Annotated in this window: 20 protein-coding genes; 9 read left to right on the forward strand and 11 right to left on the reverse strand. The window is 34.2% G+C overall.

The genetic code is table 11. The annotated features are described in order from the left end of the window. Window positions 1–15: 15 nt before the first annotated feature. The 6 genes from DMB71_RS16400 (at window position 16) to bglX (ending at window position 8,962) form a co-directional block, all read left to right on the forward strand. Window positions 16–1,485, forward strand: a complete 1,470-nt coding sequence (locus DMB71_RS16400; protein ID WP_111367909.1) for a glycoside hydrolase family 30 protein — start codon at window positions 16–18, stop codon at window positions 1,483–1,485. A gap of 18 nt (window positions 1,486–1,503) precedes the next feature. Further along, on the forward strand, window positions 1,504–3,249 hold the full coding sequence (locus tag DMB71_RS16405) for a cellulase family glycosylhydrolase (RefSeq protein ID WP_111367911.1): 1,746 nt from the start codon (window positions 1,504–1,506) through the stop codon (window positions 3,247–3,249). Between the two features lie 60 nt (window positions 3,250–3,309). After that, on the forward strand, window positions 3,310–4,380 hold the full coding sequence (locus DMB71_RS16410) for a glycoside hydrolase family 16 protein (protein WP_111367913.1): 1,071 nt from the start codon (window positions 3,310–3,312) through the stop codon (window positions 4,378–4,380). 72 nt (window positions 4,381–4,452) lie between these two features. Beyond that, entirely contained in the window at window positions 4,453–5,292 is an 840-nt protein-coding gene (locus DMB71_RS16415) for an endonuclease/exonuclease/phosphatase family protein (protein ID WP_111367915.1), read from the forward strand. A 2-nt stretch (window positions 5,293–5,294) separates the two neighbouring features. Beyond that, a complete protein-coding gene (locus DMB71_RS16420) occupies window positions 5,295–6,719 on the forward strand; it encodes a glycoside hydrolase family 30 protein (RefSeq protein WP_111367917.1) in 1,425 nt (474 codons plus the stop codon). A gap of 14 nt (window positions 6,720–6,733) precedes the next feature. Next, window positions 6,734–8,962, forward strand: a complete 2,229-nt coding sequence (bglX, locus tag DMB71_RS16425; RefSeq protein WP_111367919.1) for a beta-glucosidase BglX — start codon at window positions 6,734–6,736, stop codon at window positions 8,960–8,962. A gap of 43 nt (window positions 8,963–9,005) precedes the next feature. Here bglX and DMB71_RS16430 read toward each other — a convergent pair whose 3' ends face one another. Both DMB71_RS16430 and DMB71_RS16435 read right to left on the reverse strand, forming a co-directional pair. Beyond that, entirely contained in the window at window positions 9,006–11,027 is a 2,022-nt protein-coding gene (locus tag DMB71_RS16430; protein ID WP_111367921.1) for a hypothetical protein, read from the reverse strand. 151 nt (window positions 11,028–11,178) lie between these two features. Next, window positions 11,179–11,436, reverse strand: coding sequence for a hypothetical protein (locus DMB71_RS16435; RefSeq protein ID WP_111367923.1), 258 nt, complete (start codon window positions 11,434–11,436; stop codon window positions 11,179–11,181). A 280-nt stretch (window positions 11,437–11,716) separates the two neighbouring features. Here DMB71_RS16435 and DMB71_RS16440 point away from each other — a divergent pair, with 280 nt between their 5' ends. Both DMB71_RS16440 and DMB71_RS16445 read left to right on the forward strand, forming a co-directional pair. Next, entirely contained in the window at window positions 11,717–12,472 is a 756-nt protein-coding gene (locus tag DMB71_RS16440; RefSeq protein WP_111367925.1) for an NUDIX hydrolase, read from the forward strand. A 63-nt stretch (window positions 12,473–12,535) separates the two neighbouring features. Further along, window positions 12,536–12,853: an MmcQ/YjbR family DNA-binding protein gene (locus tag DMB71_RS16445; protein ID WP_111367927.1), complete on the forward strand. Its 318-nt coding sequence runs from the start codon at window positions 12,536–12,538 to the stop codon at window positions 12,851–12,853. Between the two features lie 5 nt (window positions 12,854–12,858). Here DMB71_RS16445 and DMB71_RS16450 read toward each other — a convergent pair whose 3' ends face one another. The 9 genes from DMB71_RS16450 to ahcY form a co-directional block, all read right to left on the reverse strand. Beyond that, on the reverse strand, window positions 12,859–13,467 hold the full coding sequence (locus tag DMB71_RS16450) for an alpha-ketoglutarate-dependent dioxygenase AlkB family protein (RefSeq protein ID WP_111367929.1): 609 nt from the start codon (window positions 13,465–13,467) through the stop codon (window positions 12,859–12,861). Next, the gene (locus DMB71_RS16455) at window positions 13,454–13,699 is read right to left on the reverse strand and encodes an Ada metal-binding domain-containing protein (protein WP_111367931.1); all 246 of its coding nucleotides are present in this window, start codon (window positions 13,697–13,699) and stop codon (window positions 13,454–13,456) included. Before DMB71_RS16455 ends, DMB71_RS16450 begins: the two co-directional genes overlap by 14 nt. Before the next feature lie 133 nt (window positions 13,700–13,832). After that, window positions 13,833–14,546, reverse strand: a complete 714-nt coding sequence (locus tag DMB71_RS16460) for a 2OG-Fe(II) oxygenase (RefSeq protein WP_111368067.1) — start codon at window positions 14,544–14,546, stop codon at window positions 13,833–13,835. 134 nt (window positions 14,547–14,680) lie between these two features. Then, a complete protein-coding gene (locus DMB71_RS16465; RefSeq protein ID WP_111367933.1) occupies window positions 14,681–15,523 on the reverse strand; it encodes a bifunctional helix-turn-helix domain-containing protein/methylated-DNA--[protein]-cysteine S-methyltransferase in 843 nt (280 codons plus the stop codon). A 277-nt stretch (window positions 15,524–15,800) separates the two neighbouring features. Beyond that, window positions 15,801–16,319, reverse strand: a complete 519-nt coding sequence (locus tag DMB71_RS16470) for a GNAT family N-acetyltransferase (RefSeq protein WP_111367935.1) — start codon at window positions 16,317–16,319, stop codon at window positions 15,801–15,803. Between the two features lie 17 nt (window positions 16,320–16,336). Continuing rightward, window positions 16,337–16,669, reverse strand: a complete 333-nt coding sequence (locus DMB71_RS16475) for a DMT family transporter (protein WP_111367936.1) — start codon at window positions 16,667–16,669, stop codon at window positions 16,337–16,339. Between the two features lie 48 nt (window positions 16,670–16,717). Next, a complete protein-coding gene (locus tag DMB71_RS16480; protein WP_111367937.1) occupies window positions 16,718–17,002 on the reverse strand; it encodes a hypothetical protein in 285 nt (94 codons plus the stop codon). 242 nt (window positions 17,003–17,244) lie between these two features. Next, the gene (locus tag DMB71_RS16485; protein WP_111367938.1) at window positions 17,245–19,563 is read right to left on the reverse strand and encodes a patatin-like phospholipase family protein; all 2,319 of its coding nucleotides are present in this window, start codon (window positions 19,561–19,563) and stop codon (window positions 17,245–17,247) included. Window positions 19,564–19,762: 199 nt separating this feature from the next. After that, window positions 19,763–21,079 carry an adenosylhomocysteinase gene (gene ahcY, locus DMB71_RS16490; protein WP_111367939.1) on the reverse strand — a complete coding sequence of 439 codons (1,317 nt, stop codon included), beginning with the start codon at window positions 21,077–21,079 and terminating at the stop codon, window positions 19,763–19,765. Between the two features lie 293 nt (window positions 21,080–21,372). Here ahcY and DMB71_RS16495 point away from each other — a divergent pair, with 293 nt between their 5' ends. Then, entirely contained in the window at window positions 21,373–22,020 is a 648-nt protein-coding gene (locus DMB71_RS16495) for a 4'-phosphopantetheinyl transferase family protein (RefSeq protein ID WP_111367940.1), read from the forward strand. Window positions 22,021–22,074 lie beyond the last annotated feature (54 nt).

Genomic DNA, 22,074 nt, shown 5'->3' on the forward strand with positions numbered 1-22,074 from the left:
AAAAAACCACAGAAAATGAAGTTTAATTTAAAGAATACCATAAAAGCATTTTTCTTAATGGTAGCCGTATTGGCTCAAGTAAAATGCTCTTCTTCAAGTGATCCTGTAGAAAATCCGCCTGTAGATCCAGTGGTAAATCCGCCAGTGGTAGTTACAAAAGATGTCGATTTTTGGCTGACAAAAGGAAACCAAAGTGCATTGTTAGAGAAACAAACAGTAACACTGGGATTTGGCACAACAGCAAATGCTTATGCTAATATTGAAGTGAATGCAGCTCAAAAATATCAGACCATTGATGGTTTTGGATATACTTTGACTGGAGGAAGTGTAGATGTTATAAACCAATTAAATGCAACAAAAAGAACTGCTCTTTTACAGGAGTTATTTGGTTCTGGCGAAAACTCAATTGGTGTAAGTTACATTAGAATTAGTATTGGAGCTTCAGATTTAAATGCAATTCCTTTTACTTATAATGATCTTGCGACTGGACAAGCAGATTTAAATCTAGATAAATTTAGCTTAGAAAAAGACAAAAATCTAATTGCCATGCTGAAAGAAATCTTGGCAATTAACCCTAAAATTTTAATCTTAGCAACACCTTGGTCTGCGCCTATTTGGATGAAAGATGTTGCTAGTTTTAAAGGCGGAAAACTGAAAACAGAATATTATGATGTCTACGCTAAATATTTTGTAAAATACATTCAGCAAATGAAAGCTGAAGGAATTACGATTGATGCTGTAACTCCTCAAAACGAACCTTTGCATGACGGAAACAATCCAAGTATGTATATGTCTGCAACAGATCAGGCAAGTTTTATAAAAAATAGTTTAGGTCCAGCATTTAAAGCGGCAAATCTAAACGTAAAAATCATTGCTTACGATCACAATTGCGATAATCCAAATTATCCAAAAACAATTTTAGCAGATACAGATGCATTTCCTTTTGTAGATGGATCAGCTTTTCATTTATATGCAGGAGATATTAGTGCTCTCACAGAAGTTTATAATTCGTACCCGACCAAAAACGTCTACTTTACAGAGCAATGGACTTCTTCTGACGGAAAATTTGAAGGCGATTTAAAATGGCATCTTCGAAATGTAATTATCGGATCAATGAGAAATTACAGTAGAAATGCATTAGAGTGGAATCTGGCTAACAATTCAAGTTTTGGCCCTCATACAGACGGCGGATGTAACATGTGTAAAGGTGCTATAACTATAACTTCAGGCGATAGTTTTGAGCGTAATGTAGCATATTACATTATTGCGCATGCTTCAAAATTTGTTCCGATGGGATCTACTAGAATTGAAAGCAATTCTGGCGGAAATTTACAAAATGTGGCTTTTATCACGCCTTCGGGTTCTAAAGTATTGATCGTTGAAAATGATGGCTCTGCAACAGAAACATTCAACATTAAATTTAACGGGAAATGGGTAACAACTTCGCTTGAAGCGGGATCAGTTGGAACTTACACTTGGAAATAAATTTAAAGACAATTCAGTATGAAAAAAATAATTCTAACAATACAGCTTCTCATTTCGATAGCTTCTTTTGGACAAGGTTTTTTGCATAGAGACGGACAAAAAATTGTCGACGGTAATGGCAAAAATGTTCTTTTAAGAGGTTTAGGCCTTGGCGGATGGATGGTGCAGGAAGGTTATATGCTAAAGACACAGCCATTTGCTAGTCCGCAATATAAGATAAAACAAAAAATAGAAGACGTAATTGGCGTGGAGGGAACAAAAGAATTCTACGCAGCGTACAAAGCAAACGGAATCACTAAACGAGATATCGATTCTTTAGCAAAATGGGGATTCAATTCTATTCGTCTTCCCATGCATTACAATCTTTATACTCCACCAATTGAGCAGGAAAAAAACGGTGAAATAACTTGGATCGAAGAAGGTTTTACTATGACTGACAATTTGCTGAAATGGTGTGCAGAAAATAAAATATATCTGATTTTAGATTTGCACGCTGCTCCAGGTGGACAAGGAAATGACGCTGCGATTTCAGATTTTGATACGACAAAACCAGCGCTTTGGCAGAGCGAAGCCAATCAGAAAAAAATGATTGCTTTATGGAAAAAATTGGCTTCTCGTTATCGAGATAATCCTTGGATTGGAGCTTATGATATCATCAATGAACCAAACTGGAATTTCACAGGATCAAATAAAAATGGTTGCGACGAAAATTCAAACGGACCTTTAAGAGATTTGATGGTTGCAGTTACAAAAGCCATTCGTGAAGTTGATACCAATCATTTAATTTTTATTGAAGGAAACTGCTGGGGAAATAACTACAACGGTATTTTTCCGTTATGGGATGACAATCTAGCTTTAAGTTTCCACAAATATTGGAATTATACTGACAAAGCTTCGATCGAACAGATGTTGGGCTACAGAGAAAAATACAATGTGCCAATCTGGATGGGAGAAAGTGGTGAAAATTCTAATGTTTGGTTTAAAGATGCATTGACATTGGTTGAAACAAACAACATCGGATGGGCATTCTGGCCAATGAAAAAAATAGACAACATTGCTGGAGTAACATCAGTTACTAAAATTCCAGAATACGATGTTTTGTTGAAATATTGGAAAGATGGCGGTCAGAAACCATCACCAGAATTTGCAAAAAAGACCTTGATGAAAATAGCAGACAATTACAAAATGGAAAACGTAACTGTTAAGCCAGATGTAATAGACGCGATGTTTAGACAAGTGCAAACCGACGATACAAAACCATACAAGAAGAACGCAGTTCCGGGCAAAATTGCGGCAACGCATTACGATTTAGGAACCAACGGAAAAGCTTATTCGGATAATGATTTTATAAATTACAGATCGGTAACTGGAAAAGACGAGCAATGGAATCGCGGCAACAGTATGAGAAATGATGGCGTTGATATTTTACCATGCAAGGATAAAGATTCAAACGGTTATCAAGTTTCATTTATCGAAGATGGAGAATGGATTCAGTACACTATCGATGGAAAAGAAGGAACTTACAATGTTGCGATTCGTTATTCGAGCGAAAAAGCAGAAGGGAAATTGTATTTAGAAATTGATGGAGGAACAAAATCAGCAGTTATTTCGCTTCCTGCAACGGGAGGAAATGATAAATGGAAAACGGTTGTTTTATCTAATGTTGTATTGAAATCAGGTTCAAATAAAGTAAAAGCTGTATTTGAAAAAGGAGGTTTTAATCTGAACTATTTTGACTTTGTCATAAACAAAAACAAAAAGTAGACGAAATAATATTTATCTTGATATTCAATTTATTAACTAAACCATTTAAATAATAAAAAGATGAAAATAATCAATCTCGCAAATAGAGCAGCAGTATTTACTTTAATCCTATTGTTTGTATTTCAGTCTTGCAGCAGTAACAATGATACGACCGATACTCCTGTCGTAGCTCCTGATAAAATCTCAGTACAAGTTGATGTAGTTGGAAAAACTGCTGAATTGCCAAATGGAGACGGAAGCGGAAAAATTAATCTAAAGATCGATGCTCCTAATGCAAAGTCATATAAAGTTGTGGTAAACAACGAAACAAAAGAGTTTACAACAAACAATTTTTCATATGAGTTTACACAACCTGGAACCAAAACTTATACTATTGATGTTACCGCATTTAATGGAATAAAATATACTAATACTTCTACAACAGTAAATATTTTCGTAGCCAGAAAATTAATCTGGTCAGACGAATTTAATACAGATGGAGCTCCTGATTCTAATAAATGGGGTTATGATTTAGGAAATGGAAATGGTTTTGGGAATAACGAATTACAATATTATACAAACCGCTCTGAAAATGTAAAAATCGAAGGAGGTCTTTTGAAAATCACAGCAATCAAAGAAGCTTACCAAGGAAGCCAATATACTTCGACAAGGATGCTAACGAGAGGTAAATTTTCTTTTAAATATGGAAGAGCAGAAGTTCGCGCAAAATTACCTGTAGGAGGTGGTACTTGGCCAGCTTTCTGGCTGTTGGGAGATAATATAGACACAGTTGGTTGGCCGTCATGCGGGGAAATTGATATTTTAGAATCAGTTGGAAACAATCCAAATGTGATTCATTCTTCATTGCATTCTCCGGGACGTTCAGGAAATACACCAGATACAAAAACGACTACAGCTCCAAATTCGACAACAGAGTTTCATATTTATGCTGCCGAATGGGATGCCGAAAACATCAAATTCTATGTAGATGATAATTTATTTTATACCTACAAAAATTCAAGTACAACTCCATTTAATGCCAAATTCTTTGTGATTTTAAATTTAGCAATGGGAGGAAATTTTGGAGGAACTGTAGATCCAAACTTTCAAAGAGCAACTTACGAAATTGATTACGTAAGAGTATACAATTAACATAACTTTTAAATAGATTTTTTTCTTTAAAGTCACGTAAACACTAGCTTTACAAGATTAAAATTTTTTAACATGAAAAAGATAAACAAACTTGTTTTTGCAGTAATGCTGCTTTTAACCGTGAACTCATTTTATGGTCAGAATTTAAAAATTATGACTTATAATATCCGTTTGGATGTTGCTTCAGATGGAGAAAATGCTTGGCCAAAACGAAAGGATTATTTCACCTCTCAGATTGGGTTTTATAGTCCAGAAATTTTTGGAGTTCAGGAAGCAACGCCAAATCAAGTTTTAGATATTGCATCGGCTCTGCCAAATTATAACAGATTCGGACTAGGAAGAGAAGAAGGCGGATTGGGAGAAGCTTGTACGATTTATTATAAAAAAGACCGTTTTAAAGTCGAACAATCTAACACTTTCTGGTTATCTGAAACTCCAAATGTAGTTTCAAGAGGTTGGGATGCAGCCTGCAACAGAGTTTGCACATACGGACTTTTTAAAGATTTAAAAACTAAAAAACTATTTTGGGTTTTCAATTTGCATTTAGATCATATGGGAGAAGAAGCGAGAGTGAAAGGTGTGCAGCTTGTTCTTTCTAAAATGAAAGAGCTTAACACCAAAAATTACCCAGCTTTTTTAATGGGTGATTTTAATTCTGAACCGAGCACAACGCAAATTGGAGAAATCAAAAAAGTGATGGACGATACCAAAGATGTTTCAATAGAAAAACCTTTCGGACCTTCAGGAACTTTCAATGATTTCAAACACAATGAACCCGTAACCTTATTATTAGACTACATTTTTATCTCAAAAAATAGTGGTTTAAAAGTTCAAAAACACGCAGTGTTAAGTGATTCTAAAGATTTAAAATATCCGTCAGATCATTTGCCTGTCTTAATAGAAATAGATTAAAAATGAAAAACATCAACAAAAAACTTCAAATCCTAGTTTTGCTGCCATTAATTGCGATGCAGTTTAACTGTGGATCTTCAAAAAGTGTTACTGCCAATTCTGGAAAAGTAGAATCTTGGATTACTACTACAGATGAAACTTCAAAACTTAAAAAACAAACTGATTTAGTTTTTAATTCAGAAACAAATTCAAATCAGACTATTGAAGTAAATCCAGCAGAGAAATTTCAAACCATAGAAGGTTTCGGATTCTCATTAACAGGAGGAAGCGCTCAAGCTATCAAAAAATTAGATAAGCAAAAAAGAGAAGCGTTACTTCAGGAATTATTTTCAAGAAAAGACAATGCAATTGGTCTAAGTTATTTAAGAATAAGTATTGGAGCATCAGATTTGAATGAAAAAGTTTTTTCGTATGATGATATGCCAGAAGGACAAACCGATATGAATTTGGAGCACTTTAATCTTGGTCCAGATTTAGACGATGTAATTCCGGTTTTAAAAGAGATTTTAGCTATAAATCCTAAAATTAAAATAATGGGTTCTCCGTGGTCGCCTCCAGTTTGGATGAAAGACAACGGAAGTTCTAAAGGCGGAAGTTTACAGCCAAAATATTATGGAGTTTACGCGCAGTATTTTGTAAAATATATTCAAGCAATGAAATCGCACGGAATTGTTATTGATGCGATTACTCCGCAAAATGAACCATTGCACCCAGGAAACAATCCGAGTTTGTTAATGTTGGCAGAACAGCAGGCAGATTTTATCGGGAATCATTTAGGTCCCGCTTTCGCGAAAGCAGGAATCAAAACCAAAATTATCGTTTATGATCACAACTGTAACAAACCAGAATACCCTTTGACAATTTTAAGAGATCCAAAAGCAAATCCGTTTGTAACAGGATCGGCTTTCCATTTGTACGAAGGAGATATCAGCGCTTTATCAACTGTTCATAATGAATTTCCAAATAAAGATTTGTATTTTACAGAACAATATACAGGAACAGGAACCAATTTTGAAACTGATTTAAAATGGAGCGTGAAAAATGTGGTAATTGGTTCTATGAGAAACTGGAGTAAAAATGCACTTTCGTGGGGATTGGCAAATGATGAGTTCTACAAACCTTTTACGCCAGGAGGATGTTCAACTTGTAAAGGAGCCTTGATGATTGATCAGAATCAGAACATCAAAAGAGAAGTAGGATATTATATTATCGGACATGCTTCTAAATTTGTTCCAGAAGGCTCCGTAAGGATTGGAAGTAATATTGCAGGAAGCTTATATAATGTGGCTTTCAAAACTCCATCAGGACAAACCGTTTTAATTGTAGAAAATGATGGAGCTTCGGCTGAAACATTTAATATCAAATACAACCAAAAACAAACCACAACCACTCTAAACGCAGGTGCAGTTGCAACTTACGTTTGGTAAATAGCTTTAAATACATGAAAAAAGTAACTACAATTACACTGTTTATACTTTCGCTTTTTGCGTCGGCACAACAGCAGACAATAGATCAGAAAGTCAACGATCTGTTGAAAAAAATGACAATTGAAGAAAAAGTCGGCCAGCTGAATCAGTATACTGGCGACAATCAGGCAACAGGTCCAATTACAATTAATCCGAACAAACAGGCCGAAATAAAAGCAGGTTTAATTGGTTCGATGCTAAATGTTATCGGAACAAAATATACCAGACAATATCAGGAATTGGCAATGCAGTCAAGACTTAAAATTCCATTGTTGTTTGGACAAGATGTAATTCACGGATACAAAACTACTTTTCCTCTTCCTTTAGCAGAAGCTGCAAGCTGGGATTTAGCTGCAATCGAATTAGGCGCAAGAGTTGCAGCGACAGAAGCTGCAGCAAGCGGAATTCACTGGACATTTGCGCCAATGGTAGATATTGGCCGTGATCCGCGTTGGGGGCGTGTGATGGAAGGTGCAGGAGAAGATACTTATTTAGGATCTAAAATTGCTTATGCCAGAGTAAAAGGTTTTCAAGGCAATAAATTGGGAGATTTAAACTCGGTTATGGCTTGCGTAAAACACTTTGCAGCTTATGGTGCAGGTGTTGGAGGAAGAGATTACAACTCTGTAGATATGAGCGAAAGAATGCTTTTAGAAACGTATTTGCCTCCTTTCAAAGCAGCTTTAGACGCTGGAGCAGCGACATTCATGAATTCGTTCAACGATATTAACGGAATTCCAGCAACTGGAAATGCACATCTGCAAAGAGATATTCTAAAAGGAAAATGGAACTTTCAAGGATTCGTAGTTTCAGATTGGGGTTCAATTGGAGAAATGGTTGCTCATGGTTATTCTAAAGATCTAAAAGAAGCCGCTTATTCGGCAATTACTGCGGGAAGCGATATGGATATGGAAAGTAATGCATACCGCAAGAATTTGGCAGAGTTAGTAAAAGAAGGCAGAGTTTCTATAGATTTAGTTGACGATGCTGTAAGACGTATTCTTCGCAAGAAATTTGAATTAGGATTATTTGATGATCCTTATAAATATTCAGATCCAAAAAGAGAAGAAAAGGCTTTGGGAAATCCTGAACATAGAAAAGCAGCTCTTGAAATGGCTGAGAAAAGTATCGTTTTATTAAAGAATGAAAATCAGACTTTACCAATTTCAAAAAGTACCAAAACAATTGCTTTTATCGGACCAATGGTAAAAGAATACAAAGCTAATATGGGCTTTTGGGCTGTAGAATTACCAGAAGTAAATTACGATAAATGGGTAGTTTCTCAATGGGATGGTTTGCAAAATAAAGTAGGCAAAAACACTAAACTATTGTACGCAAAAGGCTGTGAGGTTACGGGGGACAACAAAGATGGTTTTGCAGAAGCTGTTGCAACTGCCAAACAAGCTGATGTTGTTATTTTGAGTGTTGGTGAAAGACACGATATGAGCGGTGAGGCGAAAAGCCGAAGCGATATTCATTTGCCAGGAGTTCAGGAAGATTTGATAAAAGCAGTTATGGCTACAGGAAAACCAGTTGTAGTTTTAATTAATGCAGGAAGACCTCTTGTTTTCAATTGGACTGCAGATAATGTTCCTGCAATTTTGTACACATGGTGGTTAGGAACTGAAGCTGGAAATGCAATTGCAAATGTTTTATTTGGAGATTACAATCCATCAGGAAAATTACCAATGACTTTTCCAAGAGAAGTAGGACAAGTGCCAATTTATTACAATCACTTCAGTACAGGAAGACCAGCTAAAAATGAAGACTCAACAAATTATGTTTCGGCTTATATCGATTTAAAGAATTCTCCAAAATTTCCTTTTGGATACGGTTTGAGCTATACAACGTTTGATTATTCTGGATTGAAATTATCTTCAACGAAAATAAAAAGCAATGAAACAATTAAAGTTTCTTTCCAATTGAAAAATACAGGGAAAGTTGCCGGGGAAGAAGTAGTTCAATTGTATTTGAAAGATAAATTTGGATCTGTTGTGAGACCAGTTTTAGAATTGAAAGATTTCCAAAAATTGAAATTAAACGCTGGAGAATCTAAAACAATCGAATTTACAATTGACAAAGAGAAACTTTCTTTCTACAACAATAAGTTGGAATGGGTTGCTGAACCAGGAGATTTCGAAGTTATGATCGGAGCTTCGTCAGCAGATATTAAATTAAAATCTGATTTTGAATTAGTAAACTAAATAAAAAACGGGGCTTCTTTTGAGCCCCGTTTTTTTATCAAAATTATTTAAGTCGTTTCTTAAAACTATATTTCAGCATATTCAATAAACCTTCTTCAATAATATCAATTCCAATTCCGAAATTACTGTCAGCAACTTCATGATGTGCATTTCTAAAATCTTCAAAATCTTCACTTGGAATTTCTAGATTGATCAACGGTTTAAAATCGACAATTATAGAAGCGCCATTTTTAGTCACTTTTTTACGGCTAGTATAATCAAAATACGGATTAGCAATGGTACTTTCCTGAATAGTATATTTCTCTTGAGTATCTATTTTCTGATCTGTCGTTAAATTGATCTCGTATTTTTCGTTATCAAAATTATGCCAGAAAGAAAGATCGCTGTGCATAAAATCGCGCGCAGAATTTTTAACCACATTTCTATCAAAATACATTAAAAAACGATTCTTTTCAGTATCTGTAAAATAAGGGTTTTCGATCGAAGTGTTATACTGAATTGTAAACTCGTTCAGCTTTTTGTCATCACTTACAATCTCAATTGCTGCATCTTTAAAAATAGTTCTGATATCGGTTCCGTTTCGATCACTAGAATAATTTAAAGCATAAAACAAGAAATTATTCCAGCTGTCAATGATTTCTCTTTTGTTAGTATTTTTGAAATATTTACGCATATAATTGGCACGATTTCCTTTGTAAGTGGTAACCAGTTTTAGCTTTCCAGTATTATTTTGAGCACTAAAATCTACTTTCTCATTTATGCCATAATAAGAAAATTTATGAGGTTCTTTAATCGCCAATTCCTGATTTGGTTTCACTTCCAAATAATGCATAAAATAGATGTAGCCACGGTTTTCAATTAAACCAAATTCATCTCTCGAAGTTGCATCAACAAAATAAGTTTCGCCTTTGTAATTAATTTTTACAATAACATGATTAAAAGTCAACAGCGACGGAAGGTAATATTTGATGTAATGATCTGAGTTAAAGTTTACCAATACGACAGAAGAATCAACATTAATATAATCTAGAACCACTTTCAGTAAAACCGATTTTGCTTTACAATCACCTTGTTTATTTTCATAAGTTACTGATGGTTCTTGCGGTTTGTGGCCGTTCATTTCATCAGCATTAAAAATATAGTAGACGTGATTCTGTACATAATCAATCGCAAATTGCAGCTTCTCGTCCTGATCTGCAATGGCATCGAGCTTTTCAACAAGATTTGGAGCAAATTCTTTTAGAGAAGCTTTATTGTATATTTCTTCATAGAGCGGAGAAATATAATTAGATAAATCGATCCAATTACGGTCTGTAGCAAAATCAATAAAAGGAGCAATTTCTCTATTAACGTCAAAAGAATTAATGTAATTCTCTTTTTCAATAATAAAACGCTCTCCTTTTTTCAGGTGATTGATTTCGGGTTCTATAACATTCCCTTCTTCATTTCTGAAAAATGTTTTTTTGTAAGCGATTGTTTCCTTTCTATCATTGATAAAAGAAAACTTATACTTTCCGTAAGCCCAATAAGAACTTGGCGTTACATACACATATTTAAGAAATTCTTTTCGCATAAAATCGCGATCTGTAAAAACCTTTGTGCGAGAATCTTCGGTAATCAAGACATCATAAAGACGTAAATCTTTAATAGTAATGTTTACTTTTTTATTGCTGCTCAGGATACCGCCTTCACTTTGATTTTCGCTATCTAAAACTTTAATTTTAGTATCTGCGATTTTATCAATTAAAACGCCATCTCTTAAAACACTGATTCTATGAATAACATAAGTCTCGTTTTCTTCTACAACAACATCTCGTACCGAAGCACTTTCTAGGTTTGATGGTTCGTTAAGTGTATAAGCAACGCAAGCATATTCACTGTTTTCAGTATCGCTTGTGTAATAAACTTTATCTAAGAAATAGCAGAAATCACGTCCTTCGTCAACTTGTTTGTTCGAGAAATCGGATTCTTTTATATAGTCAATAAGTTGATCGTCGTTAATTGTAGGCGCCCAGCTTTCTGGTTTTTGAATTTTGTAGCTTTCTGATTCAATGATGTTTTCCATGTACTTTTTCTATAGGGGTATATTCTTACTTTTAAAACAGCTAAAATAATTAATAAATGACCATTTTCTTTCATTTTATTGTGAAATTTATAATAAAAAAAAAGCCTCACTAAAAGTGAGGCCACATTATAAATTATAAACAGGGACAAGGTTATTTTATGACAGTATTTACAAAATCCATGGCACCAATTCCTTTATAAGAAGCGTACAAAGCTTTGTCGAATGCTTCTTGCTTTTCTTTTTTGTTTTTCGCATCAGTTTCAACAATCATTTCATTGAAAATTCTTTCTTGTTCTTCACTGTATTTCAATGAGGCTTCTAAAAGATAGGTTTTAGAAACAAACCCAAAAGAATTTAGAATTTTACTTCTAATCTTCTGATTAAAATTTTTTAACGGATTGGCATTCATGATTTTCTACATTTAATTTCTACACTCACTTTGAAGATAAATAGTAGTTTTGTATTATTTTTCTTTTGTTTTGATTTCAATTTTAACAATTAAAATCATTAATGTGTTATTATGACGCAATGTACTTATTTTTTTTAAATTTGATTTTAAATTTTCGTTAAAATTGTAGTTTGGACACTTCTGTTTTGATTGAAAATCATCTCTTTATAAAAATACGTGTGTTTTATAAAAATGAAGTAAATTGCAGAGTTATTAAAAGAAGAATTTATATAGATTTTTGATGTTAAAAGACATTATAGATAATAACGAAAATTACCAGCCGGGACTTTCTATAGATTGTGTCATTTTTGGTTTTCATGATAATCAGTTAAAAGTTTTATTGATTAAAGTGGAACGAGCCAATAAATGGTCTTTACCCGGCGGATTTATTCCTGTTGATCAGGATATAGATACGGCTGCAATCACAGTATTGAATAGCAGAACTGGTGTTGATGGAGTTTTCTTGAGACAATTTGCAACTTTTGGAAAAGTAAATCGTAACGATCAGCATTTTGATAAAAAGATATTAGAATATCTGAAAATTGAAGAAGAAAAAGGGAAATGGCTTATGCGTCGTTTTGTGACGATTGGTTATTATGCTTTGGTGGATTTTTCTAAAATTCATCCAAATCCGGCAGGCAAACTTCAAGTTGTAGAATGGATTGACCATAAAGAAGTTCCCGAACTTATTTTGGATCATCGTGAAATTTTGGATAAAGCTCTAGATACTTTACGAATCGAATTGAATTTAATGCCAATTGGTTATAATTTATTGCCTGAAAAATTTACTATTCCAGAATTGCAAAAACTATACGAAACGATTTTGGACAAAAAGTTGGACCGCCGAAATTTTTTACGCAAAATTACCAATATTGGAATTCTAACTAAACTTGACGAAAAGAAAAGCAATGTGGCCCACAAAGCCCCAAACTTATATTCTTTTGATAAGGACAAATATAAAGAAGTCTTGAAGAATGGATTAAATCAAGGCTGGTAAATTTTACATAACGAAGACCTAACAGGTTTTTAAAACCTGTTAGGTCTAACTAAAATAGCCGATATGATTTCAATTGAAGAATTTAGAAAATTAGCGTTATCATTTCCTAATGCGACCGAAGAGCCTCATTTTGAGAAAGCTTCCTTTCGAGTTAAAAAGAAGATTTTTGCCACTTTTGATGAAAAAAATAATCAAGCCGTTTTAAAATTAAACGAAATTGATCAATCAGTCTTTTGTGCTTCAAGCGAAAAGATCTTTTATGAAGTTCCAAATAAATGGGGAAAACAGGGCTGGACAATTGTCGAACTTTTAAGAGTGAGGCCCGAAATGCTTGAAGATGCCTTGATACGATCTTACGAAACGGTAGCTTCAAAGAAGTAACATTTCTATCTTACAATAGTTCTAAAAGTCAAATTAACTCTTGGTTTCTGAGTGCTTTTTGTTGGAGGCAATCGATGAAGCCAATGTGTTTGTGTTTCATCTTTCATGACCAATAAACTTCCATGTTCCAAAATAAGAGAAACGGTTTCTTTAGATTCTTTATGTTTGAAAGCAAATTTACGTTCGGCTCCAAAACTTACAGATCCAATTGCGCCATTTTTCTTCAGATCTTTTTCGGCATCGCTGTGCCAAGCCATTCCTTCTTCGCCAGAATGATACAAATTCAGTAGACAGGAATTGAAAGTTTCTCCTGTTTTTTCTTCAATAACTTTTTTTAGTTCCAAAAGTTCAGGTGTCCAAGGCAAAGCTTTTTTGGTTGTATTCGAATATGTGTATTCAAATTCCTGATCGCCATACCATGCAACTTTTCTTTTGGTTAAAATTAATTTTCCAAAGATAATGGCCTCGTCATTTTTCCATTCAATTGTATTTAATAAAATATCACGATAGAAATCGGCTTCTGTTCTCGAGAATAATTTTCCGTAATAATTCACCGTTCCATCTTTCGGAAGCAGATTGGTTGTTTCGTCTATTTGCGGATTAAATAAGTCCATTTTTCCATTTTTGATATTCCAATTTCATACAATGACCGCAAGGCCTGAAACCATTTTGTTTGGCGTCATTTTCAGAAGAAAAGAAGACACGATTCTCCCGTTTCATTCTTTTTCCCGAAGAACATTTAAGCGTTCCGTAGATTTTTAGTTTTTGGTTGCCACCAAAACAAATTTCGCCTTTTTTAATTTTATTTCGAAGTTCTGAATCTGAAATTTTACTATGCTTGATCATAATTAAATTGTTAAAGATTTATTTCTCGCAAAGTCGCAGAATCGCAAAGTTTAGAGCCTATTAATCTTAAAAAATTAAGTTTGCTAAGTCTTAAAAATATCTCTTGGCGACTTCGCGACTTTGCGAGCAAAAATCACGAAAGCGCATCATGAAAAATAATTCCCAATGTAAAACGTTCACCAGAATGAATTTCGCTCACTCCATGTTTCATATTCACCCGATAATAACCTTTCGTGCCTTTTACAGGTCTAAAATTGGTTGTAAAAACCAAAATATCTCCTTTTTTGGGTTTTAAAACAATCGCTTTAGATTGTGCTCTTGGTGTTTGTTGAGTCAGAACAAATTCACCGCCAGTAAAATCCTCATCGGGTTCATTTAGAAAAAGTACAATTTGAATAGGAAAATAAACATCTCCATATAAATCTTGATGCAAAGTATTAAAACCACTTTCGCCATATTTTAAAATTAAAACTGTTGCTTTGAGCTGATTATTGTCATGGCATTGTTTTAGTAAATCTTCATGTTTTGCTGGAAATACTGTATCGATATTTAAGGCTTTCATCCAAGCATTGGCAATTGGCGCTAATTTTGGATAAATCGAAGATCGAATATTCTGAATTAAATCAGGCAACGGATAATTGAAATATTTGTATTCGCCTAAACCAAATCGATAACGTTCCATTACAACCGTTTTTCGGTAGGAATTTGGATTATCATAATCGAATTTCAAGTCTTCACATTGTTTATTATTAAGGACTTTCGGAATGATTGCGAATCCATTTTCGTGCATAGATTCGGTGATGCTCTCCCAGTTTTGGGAAGCAATTTTTGATTGTATATTTTGCATAAGATTTAGATTTTTTTTTCGCCACGAATTCACGAATTATTTTTTCAAATGCGTTATCTGATTATTCGAATTAATTCGAATAAATAATCGCAAAGATTTTAAAAAGAAAATTCGTGAATTCGTGGCAGAAAAACTTATAGATTTATATGCGCACCTTCCCAGCCAATTATTGCTGTTTTTCTGGTATTTCCCCACATGTAACCGCCAAAAGTTCCAGAAGACTGGATCACGCGATGGCATGGAATAAGAAACGCAACAGGATTGCTTCCAATTGCGGTTCCGACAGCGCGAGAAGCATTTGGTTTTTGAATTTGGTTTGCAATTGTTCCATAAGTAGAAAGCTGTCCCATTGGAATTTTAAGTAAAGCTTCCCAGACTTTCAGTTGAAAATCTGTCCCTTTTAAATGCAGTTTAATTTCAGATAATTTGCTCCAATCATTTTGGAAAATGAATAATGCATTTTGCTGTGCCAAATCTAGTTTTTGGGTAAAAGAAGCATTCGGAAATTTATCTTTTAATGCGATAAGTCCATTTATTTCATCTTCGGCGAAAGCCATAAAACAAACGCCTTTTGAAGTCGATGCAACAATAATATTCCCAAACGGACTTTCGGCAAAACTATAATTGATGGCTAGATTTTTTCCGCCGTTTTTATATTCGGCAGGAGTCATTCCTTCGATATTGACAAATAAATCATGAAGTCGGCTCGTGCCTGAAAGTCCAGTTTCGTATGCCGTTTCAGAAATCGTTGCTTGATTTTCTTTAAGTAATTTTTTGGCGTATTCGATGCTTGTAAATTGTAAAAACTTCTTCGGACTTGTTCCTGCCCATTCACTAAAAAGTCTCTGAAAGTGAAACGGACTTAAATGCACTTTTTCTGCCACTTCATCAAGATTGGGCTGATCTTTAAAATTTGCTTTGATATAATCGATTGCTTCTGCAATACGGTTATAATTAATGGTTTCTTGTGTGTTCATTTTTCTTCCATTTTATAAGGCAAAGATCGATTGGTTTTGACAGATAAAAAATCCGAAACTTGCTGAGTTTTTTAACCGCAAAGAGCGCAATCCCGATAACTATCGGGATATGCAAAGTTCGCAATGTTTTTAATCTCGCAAAGACGCAGAGGCGCAAAGTTTTTTTCAATTTTGTCTTTATAAGCGAAGCCGAAGTATCTCAAAGTAAGCCCACAAAGGTAAGTGAACTTAAAATATAACTTAGCGGCTCTGCGCCTTTGCGAGATTACATTGCTCATTATATTTCTTTTTCCATCTTAAAGTTAATTAATTCAACGCCCAAGCGAATATTTTTCTGCTCAGCTTTTACGGTAAATCCTTTCTTTTCAAAAAATGGTTTTGCTGTTATGCTGATATCTGATGTTATTATTTTTGAATGGTGCTTTCTAGCTTCAATTTCTAATTCGTTTAGAATTTTGTCTGCAATTCCTTGTCGCTGAAAATCTTTGTGAATGTAGAAGAAATCAATGTAATTACCATCTTTTAAGGTTCCGAAACCTGCAATTTTGTTTTCGATAATAGCTAATAAAACAAATTGTTTTTCAATGACTTTAATCCATCGTTCTTTATTTTTTACGCCAGAAATCCAGGCTTCTATTTGAGCTGTATTATAATCGTTTTTGCAGACAGATTGTATGGTTTCCATATACAATTGCTGCATTTCGCTTAAATCTGAAATTGTTGCTTTTTTGAAAATGATCAATGTTTTGATTTTTAGAGAAATACTGTTTATGATAGTATCAAATGATAGTATCATTTGTTGATTCAAAAAGTTTAATGCGCCGTAGTTTTAGAAAAAACATTGATCACAACAACGCCAATTATAATTAAAGCTAAGCCAATAATCGCTGGTAAATCTGGAATTTCTTTAAAAAAAATAGCACCAATTGCAGTAATTAATACAATTCCGACTCCAGACCAAATGGCATAAGCGAATCCGACGGGAATGGTTCTGATGGCGAAACTCAAACAATAAAAAGCGCCACAATATCCAATAATGGTAATAATGCTAGGAATAAGTTTTGTGAATTCTTCAGACTTTTTTAATGCTGAGGTAGCAATGATTTCGAAAACAATGGCGATAAATAGGAATAAAAAGTTTTTCATGATTTTCGTTTTTTACAAAATTAAGTTTTGTTTGAAATGGAAAGTAATTTATCGAATATGAACTTCTGTTTCATTATTTTTTACTTCATCAAAACAATCAATGCATAGCATTTTAAAATCGGCTTTGGTTTGAAAAATGTCAGTCCATTCTTCACCATTATCAAGAAGCCATTGTTCGCATTCTCCGCACCAAGCAATTTGAGGGAGATCTTCTTCGGCTTCTGAATAGTAAAAACCTACTTTTTCTTTGGAGTCTGTTGCCATTGCAATGTGAATACAGCCAAAAGTCATTTCTTTTGTACCGTGTATTTCGCATAAAACTTTTTCGATCATAATTTTCTTTTCTCCCTTTTTTATAAGTTAAGGGGTTTCAAATTTAAACTTATAATTTTCGAAGTCATAAATAAGAATAAGACTTTTTATGAATTCTGATTTGCGTGAGGGATAGGAGCTATCCGCCGCGGCGGAGCGGATAGTCCGACATGATTTAAGAAAAGGCCTAATGTAGACAAAGCATATTTAGGCCTTTTTTTAAATTATGGCACGCCCAGATTATTTAGATTTAAAATATTTTTCTACGGATTGAATGATAATCCTACACTGAAAAATACTCGTACTTTGTCTATATTATTGATCCAAGAAGTGTCAAAATGAATTGGACCTAAAATGGATTGATAGGAAATCGCTGCACCTCCTGATATTACAAGACTGGTATCGATATTCTCATCCCAATTTCCTTTTGGATCGAAGGCATGTTTTATATAATCGTTGAAATTATCAAAGCCAACAGAGGCAACATTGAAATGAGGCGTAAGATAAATTTTTCCGATTAAGTTTATTTGAGATCCAAGTTTAAGACCCATATATTGTGTCACATTGAGTTCGTCTTCATGAAGCCCTGCAAACGAGAAACGGTTGCTGCCAGAACTTGGTATAATGCCACCTATGAAATATTTTGCAGCGTATCCAAATCCTGAAAACGGAATGTCGTCATGTTTAACTTTATCTTGAAAAATAAAATAATAATCAAATCCTATGATTCCTGTAATTTTCTTTTTTATGGGCAATCTCTTTTCATAGGTTAAACCAAATTTGGTGTAGCCATTTGTAGAGCCCGAAACACGTGTTAAGTCTGGGTCTGAAAATGAAGCATCTAGATCGGTAAGAAATGATCGTGCAATGTTTGATTTTATAATGGTTCCGTCGGTGGCAAAGAAAACTCTATCCATGTCATTATAAGAATAATGCAAGTTTAGTTCGATGTTATTAAAGCTATAGTTGTTAATACTCAAAGAATTGGGATTGTATTCTCGGTCATATTTTGGTTTTAGATTGGTGTAGCTGTAGTTTAGTCCAAAACCTAAATAGCTTTTTAGAGAATTTAAATTTCTGTTTACCTCATTGTTGATTTCAAGAGTGTTATAAAGTATATTGTCTGATGCTTTACCATTAATGTAAATTTCTTGGCGAAGTAAAGCCCCATAAGCTTCAGACATCCACCACCATTCTCGGTGTTGCCCAAAATTTTTCTGATAATTGATTCTGGCTTTTGGCTGTTCGGCAATATCTACCGTTAAAAGAAGACGCGATGCATCGGCAAGTACGTTTCTTCCTGTGTAGTTAAAAATTATTCCGACACCTCTATAAGTGTCATAATGAATAGAAGTGTTTAACTGATTTTTAGCGCGTTCAAATCCGAATAATGTAATGCCTAATTTGTCTTCGTCTTTAATGAAATAACTATACGTAATCTCATCAAAAAGATTGGTTCCCATTGCTCTGTTAATTCCTGCAATTAAATCTTTGGTGGTATATTTTACATGAGTTTTAAGATTGGCTCTTCCGACAACCAACGGCATATTTTCCGGACTTATTTTTTTATAAACTATAGTATCTAGAACAAACTCATTTGGCATGTCGGGCAATTTGTGGGTTCGCTGCTGAAATCCCTTTAACTTTTCTGATAGAGCAATTAAAGCGGGAAGATTCTGATTTGTGGCAATTTTACCGTCTTTGTAAATTTCATTGCTATTGGCAAAATCGGCAGTAGAGAAGCGAAGGTTTGGTAAATGATCAACCAGTATTGTACATAAATCACGGTTTGCAGGATTTTTAATGTTACTCGGAAACATACTAGTCTGCATTAATATAGTCATAAGATTGTTAAGCTTGTCTACAGGTTCCATTCCGCCTCCGACATCACTTCCAATAATAATATCGGCACCCATTTGTTTGGCAACATCAGTTGGGAAATTGTTTAATACGCCACCGTCTACCAAAACTGTTTTTCCGTAGGGCATTGGTTTAAAGATGGCTGGTAGCGACATGCTGGCACGCATGGCGTAAGATAAACTTCCTTTGCTTAAAATAACTTCTTTTCCTTCGACCAAGTCTGTAGCCATCGCCCTGAAAGGAATCGGCAGACTATCAAAATCTTTAACATTGTATACAGGGAAAGTTAGTTCGGAAAGATATTCTCTTAAATTTTGATCATTTAGTAGAGAACCAATGCTGTTAAGTTTTCCATCTTTAACACCTATTCCGACTAAATACCGTTGAAATTCTCTTTTTTCTTCGGCGCTTACAGCTCGTAATGACTGTCCACCGCCTAAGAGTTTATCCCAATAAATATCTTTAGTGATTTTTTCTATGCTGTCGCCAGAATATCCCATTGCATATAAGCCACCTATAATACTTCCCATACTGTTTCCAACAATAAGGTCTGGAACAATGTGAAGAGAGTCTAATTTCTGTAAAAGAGGAATATGTGCAATTCCTTTTGCGCCTCCACCGCTTAAAACTAATACGACTTTAGGCTTTTTTTCCTGAGAAAAAATAATCTGCGGAAGGCTAAGTAAAAACAAGAAAACGAATAAATAAGATGTTTTTTTCAAGATTACAGCGTTTATGTAGTTGAGAAATAGTAACTTATTTGATATCTTAAAATTAAGGAGTTATTCTTAATAAAGCACATTTTTTATAGAAATCTTTTTTGTTTGTTAAAAATAAAACCCGACAAGTTTTTAAAACCTGTCGGGTTTGATATATGATTTTGAGGAAATCTAAAATCAGAAATCTACAATCTAAAATAGATTAGTATCTGTAGTATTCTGGTTTAAATGGACCTTGAACTTCAACACCAATGTAAGCCGCTTGATCTTCACGTAAAGTTTCTAATTCAACACCTAATTTAGCTAAGTGTAAAGCAGCAACTTTTTCATCTAAATGTTTTGGTAACATGTAAACTTCATTTTTGTAAGCTGCACTGTTGTTCCATAATTCGATTTGAGCTAAAGTTTGGTTTGTAAATGAGTTACTCATTACAAAACTTGGGTGACCTGTAGCACAACCAAGGTTTACTAAACGACCTTCAGCCAAGATAATGATATCTTTTCCAGCGATAGTATATTTGTCAACCTGAGGTTTGATTTCGATTTTAGAAGCACCGTGGTTTTTGTTTAACCAAGCCATGTCGATTTCGTTATCAAAGTGTCCGATGTTACAAACAACAGTTTTGTCTTTCATTTTTTCGAAATGACTTCCAACTACGATATCTTTATTTCCTGTAGTTGTAATGATGATGTCAGCATTAGCAATTACAGTATCTAATTTTTTAACTTCGTAACCGTCCATTGCAGCTTGTAAAGCACAGATTGGATCAATTTCAGTAACTGTTACAATAGAACCAGCACCTCTAAAAGAAGCAGCAGTTCCTTTTCCTACGTCACCGTATCCGCAAACAATTACTCTTTTTCCAGCTAACATTAAGTCAGTTGCACGACGAATAGCATCTACAGCAGATTCTTTACATCCGTATTTGTTATCAAATTTAGATTTAGTAACAGAATCGTTAATGTTGATAGCAGGCATTGGTAAAGTTCCAGCTTTTACTCTTTCGTAAAGTCTGTGAACACCAGTTGTAGTTTCTTCAGAAAGACCTTTAATTCCAGGAACCAATTCTGGGTAACGGTCAATAACCATATTAGTTAAATCTCCACCATCATCCAAGATCATGTTCAACGGTTTTCTATCTTCACCAAAGAATAAAGTCTGCTCAATACACCAGTCAAATTCTTCTTCATTTAAACCTTTCCAAGCGTACACAGAAATTCCAGCAGCAGCAATAGCAGCAGCAGCCTGATCTTGAGTCGAGAAAATGTTACAAGAAGACCAAGTAACTTCTGCACCAAGAGCAATTAAAGTTTCGATCAAAACAGCAGTTTGAATCGTCATGTGCAAACATCCAGCAATACGAGCACCTTTTAATGGTTGTTCGTCTTTGTATTCAGCGCGAAGTGCCATTAAACCTGGCATTTCAGCTTCAGCTAGTTCAATTTCTTTTCTTCCCCAAGCCGCTAGAGAAATGTCTTTTACTTTATAAGCCACATAAGGCGTAGTTGTAGTACTCATTTATAGTATATTTGTATATTGTAAAATTTTTGCAAATTTACGTAATAGGTTTTTAATTTTACTAATTTCTGTAAGATTTGTGAAATCTTTAATTTCTTAATCCATAGAAAGTTAGTTATAAAGGTCTTTAGGAGCTAATCCTGCTGTCCGCTGTATCTTTTCCTGGCTAAAGAAGCCAGAAAAAGGATGCCGCTTCCATCAGGGCTAAAAAGATCAGATATTCATTAGAAATTTCATTTTCGAAAAAAGAACAATTTATCATTTACAACTCATAATTCATAATTAAAAAAGAAATGCCTTTATTTCAGACCATACAATTCAACGAAACTACTAAAATCTTAATTTGGGAAATAACCGAATCTTTTGACGAATTGTATAGTCGTGTTACCTTGAAAGAAAAGACACAACGCAGACTTGACGGAATGAAATCTCAAATGCATCAGCGTGCTTTTTTGAGTGTGCGAATGCTAATTCAGGAAATGGGATTTACGGATAAAGATTTGCATTATGACGAATTCGGGAAACCGTATTTCGATTGTGATAATCATATCTCAATTACACATTCGTACCATTTTGCGGCAATCATTATAAGCAAAGAAAAGGTTGGAATTGATATGGAATTACAGCGTGAGAAAATTCAAAAAATCGCTGATAAATTCACAGATTATGAATGCAAATATTTAGAACCGAATTCTAAAGAATACATAAAAAAACTTACCGTTATCTGGGGTGCAAAAGAGGCGATCTTTAAAATAAGAAATGAAAAAGGTATAAGTTTTAAAGATCATATTAATGTAGACAACTTTTCTTTAGATAAAACCCAAACGCAGGCAAGTCTTCATTTTGATAATTTGATTAAGGATTTTGATGTTCATTATCAAGAAATCAAATCGGATAATTTTGAAGGAACTTTTACTTTGGTTTACGCTTTTGAGAAATAGCCACAAAGTTTGGTCATTGCTAGAGACGAAGCAACCTCACTATAATTGATTTAG

The organism is Flavobacterium tistrianum, from assembly GCF_003254545.1.
GTDB classification, from domain to species: Bacteria; Bacteroidota; Bacteroidia; order Flavobacteriales; family Flavobacteriaceae; genus Flavobacterium; species Flavobacterium tistrianum.

Excerpts from the sequence above, each read along its gene's own strand:
- DMB71_RS16410 (WP_111367913.1), top strand. The coding sequence starts at position 3,310 with ATGAAAATAATCAATCTCGCAAATAGAGCAGCAGTATTTACTTTAATC.
- DMB71_RS16420 (WP_111367917.1), top strand. The coding sequence starts at position 5,295 with ATGAAAAACATCAACAAAAAACTTCAAATCCTAGTTTTGCTGCCATTA.
- DMB71_RS16400 (WP_111367909.1), top strand. The coding sequence starts at position 16 with ATGAAGTTTAATTTAAAGAATACCATAAAAGCATTTTTCTTAATGGTA.
- DMB71_RS16415 (WP_111367915.1), top strand. The coding sequence starts at position 4,453 with ATGAAAAAGATAAACAAACTTGTTTTTGCAGTAATGCTGCTTTTAACC.
- bglX (WP_111367919.1), top strand. The coding sequence starts at position 6,734 with ATGAAAAAAGTAACTACAATTACACTGTTTATACTTTCGCTTTTTGCG.
- DMB71_RS16460 (WP_111368067.1), bottom strand. The coding sequence starts at position 14,546 with ATGCAAAATATACAATCAAAAATTGCTTCCCAAAACTGGGAGAGCATC.
- DMB71_RS16445 (WP_111367927.1), top strand. The coding sequence starts at position 12,536 with ATGATTTCAATTGAAGAATTTAGAAAATTAGCGTTATCATTTCCTAAT.
- DMB71_RS16450 (WP_111367929.1), bottom strand. The coding sequence starts at position 13,467 with ATGGACTTATTTAATCCGCAAATAGACGAAACAACCAATCTGCTTCCG.
- DMB71_RS16435 (WP_111367923.1), bottom strand. The coding sequence starts at position 11,436 with ATGAATGCCAATCCGTTAAAAAATTTTAATCAGAAGATTAGAAGTAAA.
- DMB71_RS16440 (WP_111367925.1), top strand. The coding sequence starts at position 11,717 with ATGTTAAAAGACATTATAGATAATAACGAAAATTACCAGCCGGGACTT.
- DMB71_RS16480 (WP_111367937.1), bottom strand. The coding sequence starts at position 17,002 with ATGATCGAAAAAGTTTTATGCGAAATACACGGTACAAAAGAAATGACT.
- DMB71_RS16495 (WP_111367940.1), top strand. The coding sequence starts at position 21,373 with ATGCCTTTATTTCAGACCATACAATTCAACGAAACTACTAAAATCTTA.
- DMB71_RS16470 (WP_111367935.1), bottom strand. The coding sequence starts at position 16,319 with ATGATACTATCATTTGATACTATCATAAACAGTATTTCTCTAAAAATC.
- DMB71_RS16465 (WP_111367933.1), bottom strand. The coding sequence starts at position 15,523 with ATGAACACACAAGAAACCATTAATTATAACCGTATTGCAGAAGCAATC.
- DMB71_RS16405 (WP_111367911.1), top strand. The coding sequence starts at position 1,504 with ATGAAAAAAATAATTCTAACAATACAGCTTCTCATTTCGATAGCTTCT.
- ahcY (WP_111367939.1), bottom strand. The coding sequence starts at position 21,079 with ATGAGTACTACAACTACGCCTTATGTGGCTTATAAAGTAAAAGACATT.
- DMB71_RS16475 (WP_111367936.1), bottom strand. The coding sequence starts at position 16,669 with ATGAAAAACTTTTTATTCCTATTTATCGCCATTGTTTTCGAAATCATT.
- DMB71_RS16430 (WP_111367921.1), bottom strand. The coding sequence starts at position 11,027 with ATGGAAAACATCATTGAATCAGAAAGCTACAAAATTCAAAAACCAGAA.
- DMB71_RS16455 (WP_111367931.1), bottom strand. The coding sequence starts at position 13,699 with ATGATCAAGCATAGTAAAATTTCAGATTCAGAACTTCGAAATAAAATT.